The sequence below is a fragment of the Micromonospora tarensis genome, from assembly GCF_016803395.1.
In the GTDB taxonomy this organism is placed as follows: Bacteria; Actinomycetota; Actinomycetes; order Mycobacteriales; family Micromonosporaceae; genus Micromonospora; species Micromonospora tarensis.
Genome location: NZ_JAEVHL010000138.1, coordinates 1 through 16,975, shown reverse-complemented (window position 1 = coordinate 16,975; position 16,975 = coordinate 1). Strand labels below are relative to the sequence as shown.

The 16,975-nt window shown below is 72.2% G+C and carries 16 protein-coding genes; all 16 read left to right on the top strand.

Translation table 11 applies throughout. The features are described from left to right. Window positions 1-674 precede the first annotated feature (674 nt). On the top strand, window positions 675-926 hold the full coding sequence (locus tag JM949_RS23035; protein ID WP_203150424.1) for an acyl carrier protein: 252 nt from the start codon (window positions 675-677) through the stop codon (window positions 924-926). Between the two features lie 35 nt (window positions 927-961). Then, on the top strand, window positions 962-2,206 hold the full coding sequence (locus JM949_RS23030; protein WP_309232282.1) for a beta-ketoacyl-[acyl-carrier-protein] synthase family protein: 1,245 nt from the start codon (window positions 962-964) through the stop codon (window positions 2,204-2,206). Further along, window positions 2,203-3,336, top strand: a complete 1,134-nt coding sequence (locus JM949_RS23025) for a beta-ketoacyl-[acyl-carrier-protein] synthase family protein (RefSeq protein WP_203150423.1) — start codon at window positions 2,203-2,205, stop codon at window positions 3,334-3,336. The genes JM949_RS23030 and JM949_RS23025 overlap by 4 nt, the downstream gene beginning before the upstream one ends. Beyond that, complete coding sequence (locus tag JM949_RS23020) at window positions 3,333-4,277, top strand: beta-ketoacyl synthase N-terminal-like domain-containing protein (protein WP_203150422.1); 945 nt, start codon at window positions 3,333-3,335, stop codon at window positions 4,275-4,277. The genes JM949_RS23025 and JM949_RS23020 overlap by 4 nt, the downstream gene beginning before the upstream one ends. Beyond that, complete coding sequence (locus JM949_RS23015; protein WP_203150421.1) at window positions 4,274-5,101, top strand: alpha/beta fold hydrolase; 828 nt, start codon at window positions 4,274-4,276, stop codon at window positions 5,099-5,101. Before JM949_RS23020 ends, JM949_RS23015 begins: the two co-directional genes overlap by 4 nt. Then, complete coding sequence (locus JM949_RS23010) at window positions 5,098-6,057, top strand: thioesterase family protein (RefSeq protein ID WP_203150420.1); 960 nt, start codon at window positions 5,098-5,100, stop codon at window positions 6,055-6,057. Before JM949_RS23015 ends, JM949_RS23010 begins: the two co-directional genes overlap by 4 nt. A gap of 73 nt (window positions 6,058-6,130) precedes the next feature. Beyond that, window positions 6,131-7,183, top strand: coding sequence for a beta-ketoacyl synthase N-terminal-like domain-containing protein (locus tag JM949_RS23005; protein WP_238433713.1), 1,053 nt, complete (start codon window positions 6,131-6,133; stop codon window positions 7,181-7,183). A 35-nt stretch (window positions 7,184-7,218) separates the two neighbouring features. Next, window positions 7,219-7,650, top strand: coding sequence for a 3-hydroxyacyl-ACP dehydratase FabZ family protein (locus JM949_RS23000; RefSeq protein ID WP_203150418.1), 432 nt, complete (start codon window positions 7,219-7,221; stop codon window positions 7,648-7,650). Beyond that, on the top strand, window positions 7,647-8,132 hold the full coding sequence (locus tag JM949_RS22995) for a 3-hydroxyacyl-ACP dehydratase FabZ family protein (protein ID WP_203150417.1): 486 nt from the start codon (window positions 7,647-7,649) through the stop codon (window positions 8,130-8,132). Before JM949_RS23000 ends, JM949_RS22995 begins: the two co-directional genes overlap by 4 nt. A gap of 4 nt (window positions 8,133-8,136) precedes the next feature. Continuing rightward, complete coding sequence (gene fabG, locus JM949_RS22990) at window positions 8,137-8,883, top strand: 3-oxoacyl-[acyl-carrier-protein] reductase (RefSeq protein WP_203150416.1); 747 nt, start codon at window positions 8,137-8,139, stop codon at window positions 8,881-8,883. Window positions 8,884-8,893: 10 nt separating this feature from the next. After that, window positions 8,894-9,592, top strand: coding sequence for a 2-hydroxychromene-2-carboxylate isomerase (locus JM949_RS22985; protein WP_203150415.1), 699 nt, complete (start codon window positions 8,894-8,896; stop codon window positions 9,590-9,592). Between the two features lie 101 nt (window positions 9,593-9,693). After that, window positions 9,694-11,787: an ABC1 kinase family protein gene (locus JM949_RS22980; protein WP_203150414.1), complete on the top strand. Its 2,094-nt coding sequence runs from the start codon at window positions 9,694-9,696 to the stop codon at window positions 11,785-11,787. A 163-nt stretch (window positions 11,788-11,950) separates the two neighbouring features. Then, window positions 11,951-13,204 (top strand): glycosyltransferase, encoded by a 1,254-nt coding sequence (locus JM949_RS22975; RefSeq protein ID WP_203150413.1) that lies wholly within the window; start codon window positions 11,951-11,953, stop codon window positions 13,202-13,204. A gap of 212 nt (window positions 13,205-13,416) precedes the next feature. Continuing rightward, the gene (locus JM949_RS22970) at window positions 13,417-14,688 is read left to right on the top strand and encodes a beta-ketoacyl [acyl carrier protein] synthase domain-containing protein (protein WP_203150412.1); all 1,272 of its coding nucleotides are present in this window, start codon (window positions 13,417-13,419) and stop codon (window positions 14,686-14,688) included. Next, a complete protein-coding gene (locus JM949_RS38640; RefSeq protein WP_255545650.1) occupies window positions 14,685-14,816 on the top strand; it encodes a hypothetical protein in 132 nt (43 codons plus the stop codon). Before JM949_RS22970 ends, JM949_RS38640 begins: the two co-directional genes overlap by 4 nt. Further along, window positions 14,813-16,975: beta-ketoacyl synthase N-terminal-like domain-containing protein (locus JM949_RS38845; protein WP_203150411.1), on the top strand; the 2,163-nt coding region annotated here is incomplete at its 3' end. The genes JM949_RS38640 and JM949_RS38845, both read left to right, overlap by 4 nt.

Sequence of the window (16,975 nt, the reverse complement as noted above, 5' to 3'; positions counted from 1 at the left end):
CGCCGGGTCCGGCGGTCTCGCCGCGCTCGCGGACCGCCCCCCGTCGAGCTGGGTGACGTCGAGACGTGCCCCGCTCCGCGGTGGCTGGTCGGCGGGCTCGGCGGGCGGGCCGGGCCGAATCGGCCTGGCCGAAACGGCGTCCCGGGTACGGCGCGGGACCGGCCACAGCGCGCCCCGGCAGCCGGCGCAGCGGCATTCTGAAACTGCACCTCGACAGGGAAATGCCGGCGCGGCGAGGGAAAAGGCGCCCGCGACTTTGTCGGCCGCCACCGGGGATGAATGAATGCGCGAGCGGCACTTGGAAGATTTGGTGGCAGCGGCAGTCACCGATCGGACGAAACCTGCCGCCGTCCGCGCGGATATTGTTACTCGACAGCGCTGGCGTGGGGCCGCGCACCGGCCGCCCGGCCAGTCGAGCTGGCGCACGCCCCCGCCGGCGGTGTCAGTGCCCGGTCCGCTGTCCGTTCGGCGCCGTGACAAGGCCGACCGGCCGGTGACAACCCTCGTCCGTCGCCGTCGTGCCGGCCCGGGCAGGGCGCGCTGACGTGCTCGCGGGGCTGCGGCGGACCTCACCGAATTAGACTTTCTGTATCCGTCATTGTTGGTGTGTGTCGTTCTCGCTACTGTCGTGACGCAATCGTCGGTGTTCGTTCGACAAAAGGGGTCCAGGTATTATGGCCGTCGTCACCGCGGAAAGCGCCGCAAAGATCAAGTCCATCATCTCCGAAATTCTGGAAATCGAAGAGGACGAGATGACGGAGACGAGTCTGTTCGCCGACGATCACGGCGCCGACTCGCTTCGCGCTATCGAAATCCTCGCCTCGCTGGAGAAGGAACTGGGCGTGACCATCGACCAGTCCGAGCTTTCGCGCATGGTGAATCTGCGCGGCGTGCACGAGGTCATCGCGGAAGTTCGCGCGGCCTGACCGGCGTCGCTGTCTCCGCGGAGAGGAGCAGGACAGTGGTACTCGACAGCCGCAGGCCTGAAGGGCATCGGGTCGTACTGACCGGCTTCGGCGTGGTGTCCAGCGTCGGGCTGGGCGTCGCTGACTTCGGTGCGGCGATGCGCGCCGGGCGCAGCGGGGCCCGGCCGATCACGGTCTTCGACACCGCAGGGTTCGAGCGGACGACCGGGTGCGAGGTCGTCGGTTTCCGGCCCGAGGAGTGGATCCGCAATCTTCCGGCGGAGTCGATGGGACGCGCCACCCAGTTCGCCGTCGCGGCTGCCCGGATGGCCGTTCAGGACGCTGGGCTCACCCAGTCGGAGCTGCGGGACCAGGCCGGGCTGATCTCGGTCGGCACTACCGACGGCGAGTCACACGACCTCGACCACCTGGTGCAGACCGAGGTCGAGCGGGGACCGCACGACTTCGACCCGCGCCGGGCCAGGCGCATCCCCACCGGGCGCCTGGCGGCCGCGGTGGCCCAGGAGTTCGACCTGACCGACGTCGAGGCGATCACCATCCCGACCGCGTGCGCGGCCGGCAACTACGCCATCGGGTACGGCTTCGACGCCGTTCGCTCCGGCGAGGTGGAGCTCGCCCTGTGCGGCGGCGCCGACGCGATGTGTCGCAAGACGTTCGCCGGCTTCTACCGGGTCGGCACCATCGCACCGGACCGCTGCCAGCCGTTCGACGTAGACCGTAAGGGCATACTCACCGGCGAGGGCGCGGGCATCCTCGTCCTGGAGCGGCTCGAGTCCGCGCTGGCCCGTGGGGCGCGCATCTACGCCGAAGCGTTGGGCTACGGGCTCAACTGCGACGCCCACCATCCCGTCGCACCCGACGAGGACAGCGTCGCCAACGCCATGCGGCTGGCTCTCGACAACGCCGGCGTCAAGCCGCACGAGGTGGATCTGGTGTCCGCGCACGGCACCGGCACCCGCGCCAACGACATCACCGAGGCCCGCGCGGTCCGGCAGGTCTTCGGCGCCGAGCCACCCCGCACCATCTCCATCAAGTCGATGCTGGGCCACTCGATGGGCGCCGCGAGCGCGCTGGGCGCGATCGCCTGTTCGCTGGCGCTGCACCAGGGCTTCATCCCGCCGACCATCAATCACGTCCAGACCGACCCGGAGTGCGCGGTCGACTGTGTACCGAACCACTCGGTGGAGGCGGACCTGCGCGTGGTGCAGAACAACGGCCTCGCGTTCGGTGGCAACAATGCCGTCGTCATCCTCGGCCGGTACGAGGGAGACGGTCGATGAGTGCGGTGATCGCCGGCGCCGGCGCGGTGTCCAGTGTGGGCCGGTCGGTGGACGACATCTTCACGAGTCTCTGCGGCGGGCGGTCCGGCGTCGGCGATCTGCGGGTCTTCGACCGCACCCGGTACCGGGCCGAACACGCCTACGAGATGGATGACCGGCCGCCGGGCGGCCCCGATGTGCCGCTGCGGACGACGCGCTGGCTGTTGGCCGCCATCGAACAGGCCGCGCGCTCCGGGGGCCTCGGCGACGACCTCGAAGGTGTGCCGGTGCTGGTCGGCACCGGCCTGCGCGAGCTGCGCTCGGTCGAGCTGCGGCACCGGGGCGCGGCCGACATCGGCCCCGCCGATCTGCACTTCGGGCCCGCGGTGCGGGAGCGGTTCGGTGCCACGGAGATCCACACTCTGGCCAACGCCTGCGCCGCCTCGTTGTCCGCGCTGGCGCTCGGCGCTGACCTGCTGGACGCCGGCGAGGCGGACGCCGTCGTGGTGGCCGGAACCGACATGATCACTGAGAGCATGTTCGGTCTCGTCGAGCGGGTCTCGGCGGTGCCCCCGGACCGGGTGCGTCCGTTCGATCGCGACCGGCTGGGTGCCGTGATGGGTGAGGGTGCCTGCGCGGTGGTGCTGCGGCGCTCCGCCGACGCCCGGCCGGCGCTCGGCGTGTTACGTGGCGTCGGAATCAACTGCGACGCCTACCACGTCACCGCGCCCAGCCCGGCCGGTATGGCGGCCGCGATGCGTCAGGCCTACCAGCGGGCCGACCGGAGCCCGACGGAGACCGATCTCGTGATGCTGCACGGCACCGGCACGATGCTCAACGACGAGGCGGAGGCGACCGCGTTGACCGAGGTGTTCGGCGACCGGGCCGGACGGCCGCTGATGACGGCGATCAAGTCGATGACCGGCCACACCTCCGGCGCCTCCGGCCTGCTCGGCCTGATCGTCGCGCTGCGGTCGCTGCACACCGGCGCGGTCCCACCGACGCTCGGCCTGGAGAATCCGGTGCCCGAGGCCGCGCCGCTGCGCATCGTCACCGAACTCGTCGAGGGACCGAGCCTGTCCACCGCGCAGATCAACGCCTTCGGCTTCGGCGGCATCAACGCGGTCGCGATCGTGGAACGTGCGCGATGACGGTACTGGTCACCGGCGTCGGCGTCGTACTGCCCGGCGGCGGCCGACTCGCGGATCTGGGGCGGACCGAGGCCGGCAGCCTCGAGCCGGTCGATCCACGGTCCCGGATCAATCGTCGTGGGCTGCGCTACAAGGACCGGGCGACGCAGTTGGCGTTCTGTGCCGCCGAGGAGGCGCTGAACGATGCCGGGCTCTATGCTCCGGCGGCCGAGGCGCCGGTCCGCGCCGAGATCGGCATCGTGGTCAGCTCCAACTTCGGCAACCTCGACACGGTCTGTCGGGTGACCGGCACGATCGGCGCGGAGGGGACACTCGCCGCCAGTCCGATGGACCTGCCGAACGCGTCGAGCAACGTGATCGCCTCGTCGCTCGCCATCCGGTTCGGGCTGGCCGGCGCGAACCTGATGCTGTGCAGCGGCGCGACGTCCGGCCTGGACGCCCTGTCGTGGGGCCGGCGGCTGATCACCGCCGGCCGGTGCCGGCAGGTGCTGGTCCTCGGGACCGAACCGGACAACGAGACGGTCCGCGAGTTCACCGACACGCCGCGCATGCTCGACGGCGCGGTCGGCGTCGTGCTCGAGGACGCCGGGACGGCGGCCGCCCGGGGCGCGGTGCCCCGCCTGACCCTCGGCACCGCGTGTCGCGGCGGGACGCTCGCCGACTGCGTCGCGGTGCTCGCCGCCCACGGTGCGCCGGCCCGCTGGTACCCGCCCGAAGCCGTGACCGCCGACGTCCTCGACGGACTCTTTCCAGGGGCCACCCGAGTGGACCTGGCGCAGGTCTGGGGGGCGTCGTCCGGCGCGTTGGGTGTGCTGCAGTGCGCGGCGGCGATCGGCTGGTTCGACGGCGGTGGCGCCGGGCCGGTCTACGCGGTCACCGGCGGCGGCCGGGACTCGGCCGCCGGCCACGTGTTCACGGCGCCGCCGGGAGTAGCCCGATGAGCGGCCCGAGGCCGGACCGGACCGCACCGGTCGTGGTCACCCGTCGCCGTGCCGCCCACGTCGTTCACCGACGGATCCTGTTCCTGCACGGTCTGGGCAACAGCGACGAGGTCTGGAACGCCGCCATCGCCCGTTGGCCCGACCCGCATGCCGAGCTCTGGTCGGCGGACCTGCCCTGGCGGTTGGACTTCCCGGGCGAGTGGCGGCACGGCGCCGACCTGACCGGGTACCTCGCCGAGGCGACCGCCGGCGTGCCCGGCACCCCCGATGTCGTGGTGGCGCACTCCTTCGCCGCCAACCTGCTGCTCGAGTGGCTGACCGTTCCGGTGCGGCCGACCGGTGCGCCGGCTGGCGCGGTGCTCGTCTCGCCGTTCTACCGGCCCTCCCCGGACGCCTTCGGCTGGCCGGATCTGGAACGCTTTCCGCAGACGTTCCGGCGCGTGATCGAAGCCGGCGTCGCGGTGCACAGTGCGGGTCGACTCGCTCCGCAGCGGTTGGACGACGTGGTGGCCCGGGTGTGCGACATCGTCGGACCATACGGCTGGGCACGCTTCCTGCAAACCTATCTGGCCACCCCGTGGCTCCGCACCGAGCTGGTCGACATGCCGTGCCTGGTGCTGGCCGGAGCGGACGACTTCTGTCCACCGGCGGCGGAGAGCATCGCGCTGGCCGGGGCGCTGCCCGACGCCCGGCTGCACACCTTCCCCGACGGTGGTCACTTCGCCATGGTCGAGCGGCCGGACGCCTTCGCCGCCGCGGTGGCGACCTTCTGCACCACCCTGCGCCCCCGCAGCCCGGCCCTATTCGAGGAGAAGACCGTATGAGCACAGCCACTGTCCCGGCACCGGTGAGCCCGGTTCTCGCCCCCGGCGCCGGAAAGCTCCGCCCCCGCTTCGAGGGCACGAACATCGGCACCTGGATCGGCTTCAAGCACATCAACTACCTGGTCGAGGAGGCGGTGCTCGAGCACCTCCGCTCGGCCGGAACGCCGGCCGGCGCCCTGTACGCCGACAGCGGCGTGGGCTTCGAGATCGTCGATCTGGACACCCGGATCATCGGGGCACTGCACATCGACGACGTTGTCGACTTCGAGGTGCAGCCGGTCGGTGGTGCCGCCGACGGCGAGCTCACAGTGCGGGTCAAGCTGTTCGCGTCGCGGGCGGACGGGCCGGCGAAGGTCGCCTCCTCGCGGGTCGGGGTGGTGCTGCGCCGCGACGAGAACGCCGCGCCGACCGCATCGGTCCCGGAGGCGCTGCAACCGTTCGTGGTCGCCCAGCTCGGGGGAGCCGTGAGCCGAACCTCGGTGCCGGCCGAAGCCGACGTACTGCGGCAGCTCACCGAGGGGCGCAACGCCTACGCGCACACCTGGCGGATCCCGTACTACGTCTGCCACTACACCGAGCGGTTGCAGATGTCCGGCTACCTGCGGGTGATGGAGGACGTGGTCGACCGGTTCCTCGCGGCCCGCGGCCTGTCCATCCGCGAGATGCTCACCACCCGCGACTGGATCCCGGCGTGCACCCGTTCGCACATCCGCATCACCGACGAGGCACTCATGGAGGAGGACCTCCACGTGGTGTTCAACGTGACGGACATCTTCAAGGACTTCACCTACACCGCGTCCGTGGAGTGCTACGTCGTGCGGGACGGCCGGCTGGTGCAGACCGCGAACGGCACCGTCACCCACGGCTACGCGAAGATCGAGAACCGTACCGACTGGGGTTTGGTGCCGTTCGACGGCCGGGTCCACCAGGCGCTGCGCGACGGTGCCCGTCGATGACCGGGCGTCGGGTTCTGCTGCCGAGCCGTGGACCAGGGCCGGACCGGGGATGGCCCGAGAGGAGACATCGTTGATGTCGACGGTAAACCCGGTCATCTCGGCGTGGTCCGCCGTTTCCCCGTACGGGATCGGCCGCGCCGCCTTCGCCGCCGGCCTGCGTTCGGGCCGCCCGAGCGCCCAGCCGTTGGACCCCGCCCAGTGGCAGGTGCCGGACGAGACTGCCTGCCTGGTGCCGGATTTCGACATCCGCGAGGTGCTCGGCAAGAAGGGCACCCGATCGATGGACCGGGTCAGCGCGCTCGCGGTGGCCACCGTGGGCGAGTTGCTCGCCGAGGCGGGCGACGCCGCTCCACCGCCCGCCGGGACCGGTCTGGTGCTGGGCACGACCACCGGCAGCGCGCAGAGCCTGATGGACTTCAGCAGGGACTCCTTCACCCAGGCCAAGCCGTACTTCGTCGACGCCGCCCGCTTCCCGAACGCGGTGATGAACTGCGCCTCGGGTCAGTGCGCGATCTGGCACGGGCTCAAGGGGCCCAACGCGACGGTGGCCGGCGGACGGGTCGCCGGGCTCTTCGCCCTGAACTACGCCCGCCGGCTGCTGCGGGCGGGCCGAGCGGACGCGGTGCTCAGCGGCGCGGTGGAGGAATACTCACCGGCCCGCTCGTGGCTCGACCACCACGGCCGGGGCGACGACGAGACCGCGACGGTTCTCGGTGAGGGATGCGGCGTGCTGCTGCTCACGTCCACCGCGGCGGCTGCCGGGTCGCTGGCCGAGGTGCTGGCGGTCGAGTTCGGCACCGCGCCCGACAGTGACTACCGGCAATCCCTCGAGTCGTGCGTGCGGCGCGCGTTGCGGCGAGCGGGCCTGGACCTCGCCGACGTCTGGGCGGTGGCCCCCGGCGGGGGTGACGCGGAGCGTGGGTTGCTCGACTCGCTCCTGCCCGACGACCGGGTGCGGCGGATCGACTGTGCCGGCCTGCTCGGCGACGCGGCGGCCGCGGCCGCGACGTTCCAGATCCTGGCGGTGCTCAGCCTCGCCGACGACGGTCCCGCGGGGCGCGTGGTGCTGGTCACCGCGAACGACCGCAGTGGACTCGTCGGCTGCGCCCTGCTGCGCCTGCCCTGAGCGGCGCGGGCCATGACTGAGGAGACCGACGAGACATGCTGACCACCGAGGCCCCCGAGGCCCCCGAAACACGCCTGCCGAGCCCGGTGCGGAGCACCGTACAGGTGGGTGAGCCGCTGGCCGCCGCCGGCGGGCGCGTCCGTACCGGCACGGTCATGGAGATCAGTCCGACCGAGCCGGTGTTCGCCGGGCACTACCCGGATTTCCCGATCTTTCCCGGGGTCTGCCTGATCGAGTGCGCCCGGCTCAGCGCCGAGGTCACCGCTCCGGACGGCCCGGGCACGCTGTACCTGGAGGCGGTCGAGTCGAGCCGGTTCGGCGGTCCGGTCCGGCCGGGCGACCGGTTGTCGCTCGTGCTCACCTGGACGGCGCTGGAGACGGGCTGGCGGACGGCGGTGCGGATCCGCTCGGAGCGCGGCGACGTGGCCTCGATCCGGCTGCGCCTGGGTCGGGAGGGACGACAGTGAACCTCGACGAGGTACGCACCCTGCTGCCGCACCGGTTTCCGATCCTGTTGATCGACCAGGTGCTCGGGTTGGTCCCCGGCGAATCCATCGTCGCGGTGAAGGCGGTGACCGGCAACGAGCCCTGGTACGCCGGCTCGGCCGCCACCCTGCCCGACTACCCGGCGGTGCTGGTGATGGAGTCATGGGCGCAGGCCGCCGGCGTGCTGGCCCTGGCCGGACCCGCCGAGGCCGCCGGGCCGGGTGGCGTGATGCTCTTCGGCGGTGCCACCGACGTCGCCTTCCTCGCCCCCGTCTACCCCGGTGAACTGCTGGAACATCACGTCCGGGTGGAGCGCCGGTTCCCCGACGCGCTCTTCTTCACCGGGGAGAGCCGGGTCAACGGCACGGCCCGGATGCGGGTCGGGTCGATGATGATGGCCTTCCGTCCGGAGGCGGACCTGGCCGGGGACGGCCCAACCACACCGAACGGCGAAGGAGTGTGAACTGATGTCGACAGAACCGACAGGCGTGGCCCTGGTGACGGGCGGCTCCCGAGGGATCGGGCGGGCCGTGGTCCTCCGGTTGGCGCAGGCCGGATACGACGTCGCCTTCTGCTACCGCTCGGACGCCGCGGCGGCCGAAGCGGTGACCAAGGAGGCTGGCGGGGCCGGTGGCCGGGTCGTCGCGATCCGCGCCGACGTCGCCGACAGCGCTGAGGTCCGTGCCCTTGTCAAGGCCACCGAGTCCGAGTTGGGTCCGATCGACGTCGTGGTGACCTCGGCCGGTATCACCCGTGACGGTGCGTTGGCCATGATGACCGACGACCAGTGGTCCGAGGTGATCGCCACCAACCTGGACGGCGTCTTCCACGTCTGCCGAACCGTGGTCTTCTCGATGCTGAAGCGTCGCTCGGGTTGCCTGATCAACATCTCCTCCGTCGCGGGCGTGCACGGCAACGCCACGCAGACCAACTACTCGGCGTCCAAGGCCGGCATCATCGGGTTCTCCCGCGCCCTGGCCAAGGAGGTCGGCCGGTACGGCGTCCGGGTGAACGTGGTGGCACCCGGTTTCGTCGAGACCGACATGACCGCCGCGCTCACCGGCAAGGCCCGGGAGAAGGCCTTCGCCGCGATCCCGCTGGGTCGTCAGGGACGTCCCGACGAGGTCGCTGACCTGGTCGCCTACCTTGCGTCGCCGAGCGCGGCGTACATCACCGGTTCCGTCATCCAGATCGACGGCGGCATCACCATCTGAAGGAGGGGACATGGCGCGACGGCCACCTCGCTGGTATTTCTCGTTCCGCAGCCCGTACTCCTGGTTCGCCTACCGGGACCTGATGCTGCGCTACCCCGACATCGCCGATGCCATCGAGTGGATCCCCTTCTGGGAACCCGACGAACGGTCCGGGCAGCTGCTCGAGGCGGCCGGGTTGACCTTCCCGTACACGCCCATGTCACGCGACAAGCACTTCTACATCCTGCAGGACACCCGGCGTCTGGCCGAGGAGCGCGGACTCGCCATGGTGTGGCCGGTCGATCGCGCGCCGCACTGGGAGGTCGCGCACCTGGCCTTCCTGGCGGCCCGCGCACACGGGCTGGCGCGGCCGTTCGCCGACGCGGTGTACGCGGCCCGGTGGGAGCGCGGCGTCGACATCTCGGACGTCGACGTGGTGTCTGAGCTGGCGGTGGGGGTCGGTCTCGAGCCGACGCTGGTGGCCACCGCGCTGGACGACCCGGAGAGCCGCGCCGACGGCGTGGCGGCACTGGCCGCGAGCGCCCGCGACGGCGTGTTCGGGGTGCCGTTCTTCATCTCGGGGCGGCACAAGTTCTGGGGCGTCGAGCGGCTGCCGGCCTTCGCCCAGCTGCTCCGCGCGGCGACCCAACCGGCATCGGTCGATGCCCCGGTAGCTGGGCTTCCGGTCGCCGCGACCGCCGATGCCGGACACGCTGGTGGCTGCGGCTGACATCATCCAACCAACTTAGAAACTTCAATATGTTGTTCCCAGAAGCCGGAGCGGGACCTAACGTCGGACCTGTCCCAGCCGAAGGCGGAATCGGGGATCCGATGACTTCCGAGCTGCTGTCGATCGGCGGGCTGCTGACGGTGGTCGGGGGCTTGGCGCTGTGCGGCGCGCCGAAGCGGTACGGCCGGCCGCTGCCGCCGGGCGCCTGGCGTCCCGCGGTCGTGGCGGGCGTCGGAACAGCGGCGGCGGCACTGACGGTCGCCGTGCTGCCCGAGTGGCCGGCGCAGGTTGTCGCGTGCGGTCTCGTGCTGCTGGTCACCGTGGCGGTGGCGCGGCTCATGCCAGGTCCGCCGAGGGACCTCGCCGCGCCCGAGACTCCCGGGCCGGTGCTGCGGCACCGCCTCCTGCGTACCGTGATCGCTGTTATCCGCTACCTGTTGGCCCGCCGGCGTGACACGTACCTGCACGCGGCGGATCGGGAAAGGCAGGCGCGCGCGCTCCGTGCGGCGATCGAACGCGGCGGGGTGACCTGCGTGAAGCTGGGCCAGGCGCTCTCCACCCGCGCGGACCTCCTGCCGGCTGAACTGGTGCGGGAACTGGCGCGCCTGCAGGACAACGTGCCGCCCACGCCCTGGCCCCAGATCCGCCAGGTGCTGATCGAGGAGCTGGGCGACTCGCCGGAAGCCGTCTTCGCCGAGATCGACCCGGAGCCGCTGGCGGCGGCCTCGGTGGCCCAGGTGCACCGGGCCCGGTTGCGGTCCGGCGCCGATGTGGTGGTGAAGGTCCAACGCCCCGGCATCGAGCCGATCCTGCGGGCCGATCTGCGGGTGCTGTTCCGGCTGGCCCGGATCGCGCACCTCTGCTCGGCCCGGGCTCGTCGCCTCGGCGTCCGCCGTCTCGCGGCCGGATTCGCCACCGCCACCAGCGAGGAACTGGACTTCCGGATCGAGGTGAACAACATGGCGGTGGTCCGCGCCGAGCAGCGCAGCAGGCTGACGCCCGGCACCGTCGTGCCACACGTCTACGAGTCGATGCAGACCCGCCGCGTCATCGTGATGGAACGCTTCGAGGGGATTCCGCTCACCGCCGACTGCGCCGTCATCGACGGCGGGGGACACGATCGCATGGAGTTGGCGCGGACGCTGTTCCGCTGCGTGCTCCGGCAGATCGTCACCGGGGGCGTGTTCCACGCCGATCCCCACCCCGGCAACATCATCCTCATGCACGACGGCCGGCTGGGTCTGATCGACTTCGGCATCGTCGGTCGGCTCGACGCGCGAGACCGAGCGGCCATCCGCACGCTGTTCGCGGCGGTGAACGTCGGCGATGCGACCACTGTGGCCAAGTCCCTGCTGAAGCTCACCATCGCGCCGGAGAACCTGGACGAGCTGTCACTCCGGCAGGCGCTGCGGGACTTCATCGACCGCTACATCGTGCCGGGCGCGATGCCCGACATGCAGCTGATCTCCGAGCTGTTCCGGCTGATCACCCGGTTCGGTCTCGCCGTGCCGCCGCCGGTGGCGGCGGTCGTCCGCTGCCTGACCACCGTGCAGGGCACCATCGCCCGCCTGGAGCCGCGATTCAACATGATCGCTGAGTGCAACCGGCTGGTGGCGAGCGAGTTCCGGGAACGAGTGCACGCCTGGTCCTCCGGGCCCAGGCCGCTGCTCGACGACGTCGCCAGCGCGTTCGGCGTGCTGGCCACCCTGCCCTGGCGGGTCGGCCGGCTGCTGCACCGGCTGGAGGGCGAACCTCGGCCGTCGGCCCCGGCGCCGGCACCCGCGCCGCGGGTGCTGGCCGTGGCGAGGCGGCTGGCGCTGGTCCCGCTCGGCGTTACCGCGGCCAGCCTCGTGCTGCTGCATCTGGGTGCCGGCTCGGCCCCGGTGCTCGACATCCCCCCGGGGGGCACGCTGGCGCTGTGCGTGCTCGGCCTGATCGGCGTGCTGGTAACCCCGGTGCTGCTCAGCCGGGGGCGATCAGGCGGCGTGCCGACAGGTAGACCACCGGTGCCGCGCCGACGTCGGGCCCGTGCTGTGCGGCCCAGCGTGGACGTGCCGCGCAGCACTCGTTGCCCTCGGGGTCGGCCCAGCCGACCACGAGCGCGGCCTTTCCCGAAATACGTTGCCCGGAATCGCGTGCGGCCCGTGCCGCTGACTGGTTTTGACGCAGCCCTCAAGAGTGACCAACGACGGTGAAAGAACCGGTGCCCCAGCCGTCGACTCGGCGGCTTTGTGTGAGACGCTGGAGGCCCATTCACGTGGCCCCGGCGGTGGGCAGCCTTTTCCTATGGTGGGTGCGGGCGGCAATTCCCCGTTGTGCTTTCTTTCTGGCCTGCCGATGAGTAACGGAGGATCCTCGATGCGTATCGTGATCATGGCGGTCGGCAGTCGCGGCGACGTCGCCCCCTACACCGGGCTGGGCGTGCGTCTGCGGCAGGAGGGCCACGAGGTCACCCTCGCCACGCATGCCCTCTTCGAGAAGCTGGTGCGCAGTCGAGGGCTGGGCTTCCACCCGCTGCCGCTGGACACCCAGGAGGAGATGACCTCGCGGCTGGTGGCCAGCGGCACCAGCAGCCCGTTGCAGGTGACGCTCGCGATCAACAAGGTGGTGGCCGAGCACGCCCGCCCGATGGCCGACGCGATGCTCGCGGCGGCCCGGCAGGCGGACGTCGTGCTCCTCTCGCCGGCCGGCTGGATCGGCGGTCACGTGGCCGAGGGGCTGCGGCTGCCGAGCATGGGCGTCTACCTGCAACCGCTGACCCCGACCCGGGAGTTCCCACCGCCGACGGTCACCACCCGTTCGCTGGGCGGATGGGGCAACCGTAAGGCGGCGGCGTCGCTGCGCAGCGTGGGGCAGAAGCCGTTCCGTGCGGTCGTCGACCAACTGCGCACCGAACTGGACCTGCCGGTGCTCAAGCCGGACGCCTGGCTGGCCCAGCTCGACGCGGCGCGCTGGCCGATCTGTTACGGCTACAGCCCGGTGGTGGTGCCGCAGCCCGCCGACTGGCCGGAGTGGAACCACACAGTGGGCTACTGGTGGCCGGCGCCCGACCCGGACGCCAAGCCCGACTCCGAGTTGGTCGACTTCATCGCGGCCGGCCCGCCGCCGGTCTACATCGGGTTCGGCAGCATGCCCGCCGAGGACTCCGACGCGCTCTCCGCGATGATCGTCGACGCGCTGCGTGCCAGCCGCCTGCGGGCGGTCGTGAACAGTGGCTGGGCTGGTCTGCGGGCGGCCGGCGACGACGTGTTCACCGTGTCCGAGGTGCCGCACGACTGGCTGTTTCCGCAGCTGGCCGCCGTGGTTCACCACGCCGGTGCGGGCACCGCCGGCGCCGGCCTGCGGGCCGGGGTGCCCACCGTGCCGGTGCCGTTCATGGTGGACCAGCCGTTCTGGGCGCAGCGGCTCGAACGGCTGGGTGTCGCGCCGGAGGCGATCCCGTTCCGGAAGCTCAACGCGGCCCGGCTCGCCGCGGCGCTCACCGAGGCCACCGGCAACCCGAACTACCGGCGGCGTGCGAGCGAGGTGGCCAGCCGGCTGGCGCAGGAGGACGGCGCACTCGGCGTGCTGCGCGTGTTGGCGCAGGTGACCGCGTCCAGGGGCCCCGAATAGAGTTTTTCAATGTGCTGTTGAGGGGTGCGCGGCACGTCGGGTAAGCAGATAGCAGCATTGACGCGGGGCGCTTGGCACAAGTAAGTTTTCGAACTCCGGTTCTCACTGTCGTGAACCATTAGCGACAATGCGTTCCCAGGTCCGCCGAGGATGGTTGATATCGGCGCGACCACCGGAGTTGAGAGAGTTGAGCGCGCGTCATGAAATCCGCCATGGAAATCGCCGTGATCGGGGCGTCCTGCCGATTGCCGCAGGCTTCCGATCCCGATTCCCTGTGGCGTCTGCTCAGCGCCGGCCGGAGCGCCGTCGGCCGCACCCCGGCCGACCGCTGGACCGAGGACGGCTGGGGAGTCGGCTTCGGCGGCTTCCTGGACCAGGTCGACCAGTTCGAGCCCGCGTTCTTCGGCATCTCGGCGCACGAGGCCGCCGCGATGGACCCGCAGCAGCGGCTCGCCCTCGAACTGGGCTGGGAGGCGTTGGAGGACGCCGGCCTGGTGCCCACCCGTCTCGACGGCGGGCACGCCGGGGTTTTCCTCGGCGCGACCGGCAACGACTACGCGCTGCTGCTCGACCGTCAGGGCCGGGACGGGATCACCGCGCACTCGTTCACCGGCCAGCAGCGCACCATGATCGCCAATCGGATCTCGTACGCCCTGGGGCTGCGCGGGCCCAGCCTGGTCGTCGACACCGGACAGTCGTCGTCGCTGGTCGCCGTCCACCTCGCCTGCGAGAGCCTGCGCCGGGGTGAGTCGTCCGTCGCCCTGGCCGGTGGTGTCAACCTCACCCTGACCGTGGAGAACGCGCTCCTGGTGGCCCGCACCGGGGCACTGTCGCCGGGCGGCAACTCGCGGGCCTTCGACGCCGAGGCCAACGGCTTCGTTCGGGCCGAGGGCGGCGCGATAGTGGTCCTCAAGCCGCTCGCCGCCGCGTTGGCGGACGGCGACGTGGTCAGCGCCGTCATCCGGGGCAGCGCGGTGAACAACGACGGCAGCGGGCCCGGCCTCACCGTGCCGGAGGCGCGCGCCCAGGAGGAGGTCATCCGGCTCGCCTGCGCCCACGCCGGCGTCGAGCCGGCCGAGCTGACCTACGTCGAGCTGCACGGCACCGGCACCCGCCGTGGCGATCCGGTCGAGGCGGCCGCGCTGGGCGCGGTCGTTTCCGGCCGACCTGCCGGATCGCCGCTGCTGGTCGGCTCGGTCAAGACGAACGTCGGGCACCTGGAGGCCGCCGCCGGGATCGCCGGCCTGCTCAAGGTGGTGCTCGCGATGCGGCACGGCGAGCTGCCACCCAGCCTCAACTTCACCGCCGAACGACCTGACGTTCCGCTGGCCGCCCGGAACCTGCGGGTGCTCACCGAGCGTCTCGGCTGGCAGCGACCGTTCGTGGCCGGCGTCAGCTCGTTCGGCATCGGCGGCACCAACTGTCACGTGGTGGTCGGCCCGGTCCGTCGACGGCCGAGCCGGACGACGCCGCGCCCCCGATGAGCGTCGCGCCGTGGCTGCTCTCCGCCCGTACCCCCGAAGCCCTGCGCGACCAGGCGCGCGCCCTGCTGTCCTGGCTGGACCGGGCCCGCGGGCGACGCTCGCCGACGTGGGTCACGGCCTCGCCGTGACCCGGACGGCCTTCCCGGACCGGGCCGCGGTCGTCGGACCCGACCGGGCCGCCCTGACCGCCGGGCTCACCGCGGTGGCCGACGGCCGGACGGCACCGGGAGTGCTGCGCGGCACGGCGTCCGCAGGCGGCCTCGCGTTCCTCTTCACCGGGCAGGGCGCGCAGCGACCGGGCATGACCGCCGGCCTGTACCACGCCTTCCCGGTGTACGCGGCCGCGCTCGACGACGTCGCCGCCCGGTTCGACGCGCTCACCGGCACCTCGCTGCGCGACGAGATCTTCGCCGCCACCCGGGCGTCCCGGCTGGACCGCACCGAGATCACCCAGCCGGCCCTGTTCGCCGTCGAGGTGGCGCTGTACCGCCTCGTCGAGTCGTGGGGGTTGCGGCCGGACCGGCTGCTCGGCCACTCGGTCGGCGAGATCGCCGCCGCCCACGTCGCCGGCGTGCTCACCCTCGACGACGCCTGCACGCTCGTCGAGGCGCGCGGCCGGCTGATGGGGGAGCTGCCCACCGGCGGCGTCATGACCGCCGTACGGGCCACCGAGGAGGAGGTCAGGTCCCTCCTCGACGCGGAGGACGGCCGGGTGGCGGTCGCCGCCGTCAACGGGCCCGACGCGGTCGTCGTCTCCGGTGACCAGGCGGCCGTGGCCCGCGTCGCGGCACGGCTACGGCAGCGGGGACGCCGGACCCGGGACCTGCCGGTCAGTCACGCGTTCCACTCCCCGCTGCTGGAGCCGATGCTGGACCGGTTCGCCGCTGTGGCGCGGGGGCTGTCGTACGCGCCGCCGGCCGTTGCGGTCGTCTCCAACGTCACCGGCACGGTGGTTTCCGCGTTCACCGCCGACCACTGGGTGCGGCAGGCCCGCGACACCGTACGCTTCGCCGACGGCGTCGCCACCCTGGCCGACGCGGGGATCACCCACCTGCTGGAACTCGGTCCGGACGGGGTCCTCAGCGCGATGGCCCGGGAGTGCCTCGCCGGGCGGGACGCGACAGCCGTTTCCCTGCTGCGGCGCGACCTGGACGACAGCAGGGCGGTCGCCACCGCGCTCGCCACCCTGCACTGCGCCGGGCAGGACGTCGACTGGGCCGCATACTTCCGCCCGTACCGGCCCCGGCGGATTCCCCTGCCCACCTACGCCTTCCAGCGGCAGCGGTACTGGCTCGGCGAGAAGCCCGTCGCCACCGGCGCCCCCGCACCCGAGCCGCGATTCGAGGGCGACCCGCTGGACCTCGTCCGGGCCGAGATCGCCGCCCTGGGCGTGGCGGAACCGGCCGCCCGCGAGTCCTTCCACGACCTCGGTCTCGGCTCGCTGATGCTGGTCGAGCTGGCGGCCCGGCTGACTACGGCGACCGGGGTCACAGTCACCAGCGCCGACTTGTTCGACCACCCCACGCCGGAACGGCTCGCCCACCATCTGCGGGCCAGCACACCGACGGCGAGTGCCCCGCCGCCCGCCGCCACCCCGGCGGTGGGCGGGTTGCCGCCCGCCGCCGACCCCGGCGAGCCGATCGCGATCGTCGCGATGGCGTGCCGCTACCCGGGTGGGGTCAGTGCCCCCGACGAGCTGTGGCGACTGGTCGCCGACGGCGTCGACGCCATCGGGAACTTCCCCACCGACCGGGGGTGGCAGGGCGAGGGCCGGGGCGGTTTCCTCTCCGACGCGGCGGGGTTCGACGCGGAACTGTTCGGGATCAGCCCGCGCGAAGCCGTCGCGATGGACCCGCAGCAACGCCTGCTCCTCGAACTGTCCTGGGAGGTGTTCGAACGCGCCGGGATGCGCCCGGACAGCGACGCCGGGGTGTTCTTCGGGGTGAGCCCGCTCGGCTACGGCCCGGGGCTGGACGAGCCGGCCGAGGGCACCGAGGGGCACCGGCTGACCGGCACCACGCCCAGCGTGGCGTCCGGCCGGGTGGCGTACGCGCTCGGCCTGCACGGCCCCGCGCTGACCGTGGACACCGCCTGCTCGTCGTCGCTGGTGGCGCTGCACCTGGCGGTGGAGTCACTACGGCGCGGCGAGTGCGCGATGGCTCTGGCCGGCGGCGCGGCGGTGATGGCGACGCCCGGCATGTTCGTGGAGTTCGGTCGCCAGGGCGGGCTGTCGGCGGACGGACGGTGCAAGCCGTTCGCGGCGGCCGCCGACGGGACCGCCTGGTCG

Excerpts from the sequence above, each read along its gene's own strand:
- JM949_RS23035 (WP_203150424.1), top strand. The coding sequence starts at position 675 with ATGGCCGTCGTCACCGCGGAAAGCGCCGCAAAGATCAAGTCCATCATC.
- JM949_RS23025 (WP_203150423.1), top strand. The coding sequence starts at position 2,203 with ATGAGTGCGGTGATCGCCGGCGCCGGCGCGGTGTCCAGTGTGGGCCGG.
- JM949_RS23020 (WP_203150422.1), top strand. The coding sequence starts at position 3,333 with ATGACGGTACTGGTCACCGGCGTCGGCGTCGTACTGCCCGGCGGCGGC.
- JM949_RS23015 (WP_203150421.1), top strand. The coding sequence starts at position 4,274 with ATGAGCGGCCCGAGGCCGGACCGGACCGCACCGGTCGTGGTCACCCGT.
- JM949_RS23010 (WP_203150420.1), top strand. The coding sequence starts at position 5,098 with ATGAGCACAGCCACTGTCCCGGCACCGGTGAGCCCGGTTCTCGCCCCC.
- JM949_RS23005 (WP_238433713.1), top strand. The coding sequence starts at position 6,131 with ATGTCGACGGTAAACCCGGTCATCTCGGCGTGGTCCGCCGTTTCCCCG.
- JM949_RS23000 (WP_203150418.1), top strand. The coding sequence starts at position 7,219 with ATGCTGACCACCGAGGCCCCCGAGGCCCCCGAAACACGCCTGCCGAGC.
- fabG (WP_203150416.1), top strand. The coding sequence starts at position 8,137 with ATGTCGACAGAACCGACAGGCGTGGCCCTGGTGACGGGCGGCTCCCGA.
- JM949_RS22985 (WP_203150415.1), top strand. The coding sequence starts at position 8,894 with ATGGCGCGACGGCCACCTCGCTGGTATTTCTCGTTCCGCAGCCCGTAC.
- JM949_RS22980 (WP_203150414.1), top strand. The coding sequence starts at position 9,694 with ATGACTTCCGAGCTGCTGTCGATCGGCGGGCTGCTGACGGTGGTCGGG.
- JM949_RS22975 (WP_203150413.1), top strand. The coding sequence starts at position 11,951 with ATGCGTATCGTGATCATGGCGGTCGGCAGTCGCGGCGACGTCGCCCCC.
- JM949_RS22970 (WP_203150412.1), top strand. The coding sequence starts at position 13,417 with ATGGAAATCGCCGTGATCGGGGCGTCCTGCCGATTGCCGCAGGCTTCC.
- JM949_RS38640 (WP_255545650.1), top strand. The coding sequence starts at position 14,685 with ATGAGCGTCGCGCCGTGGCTGCTCTCCGCCCGTACCCCCGAAGCCCTG.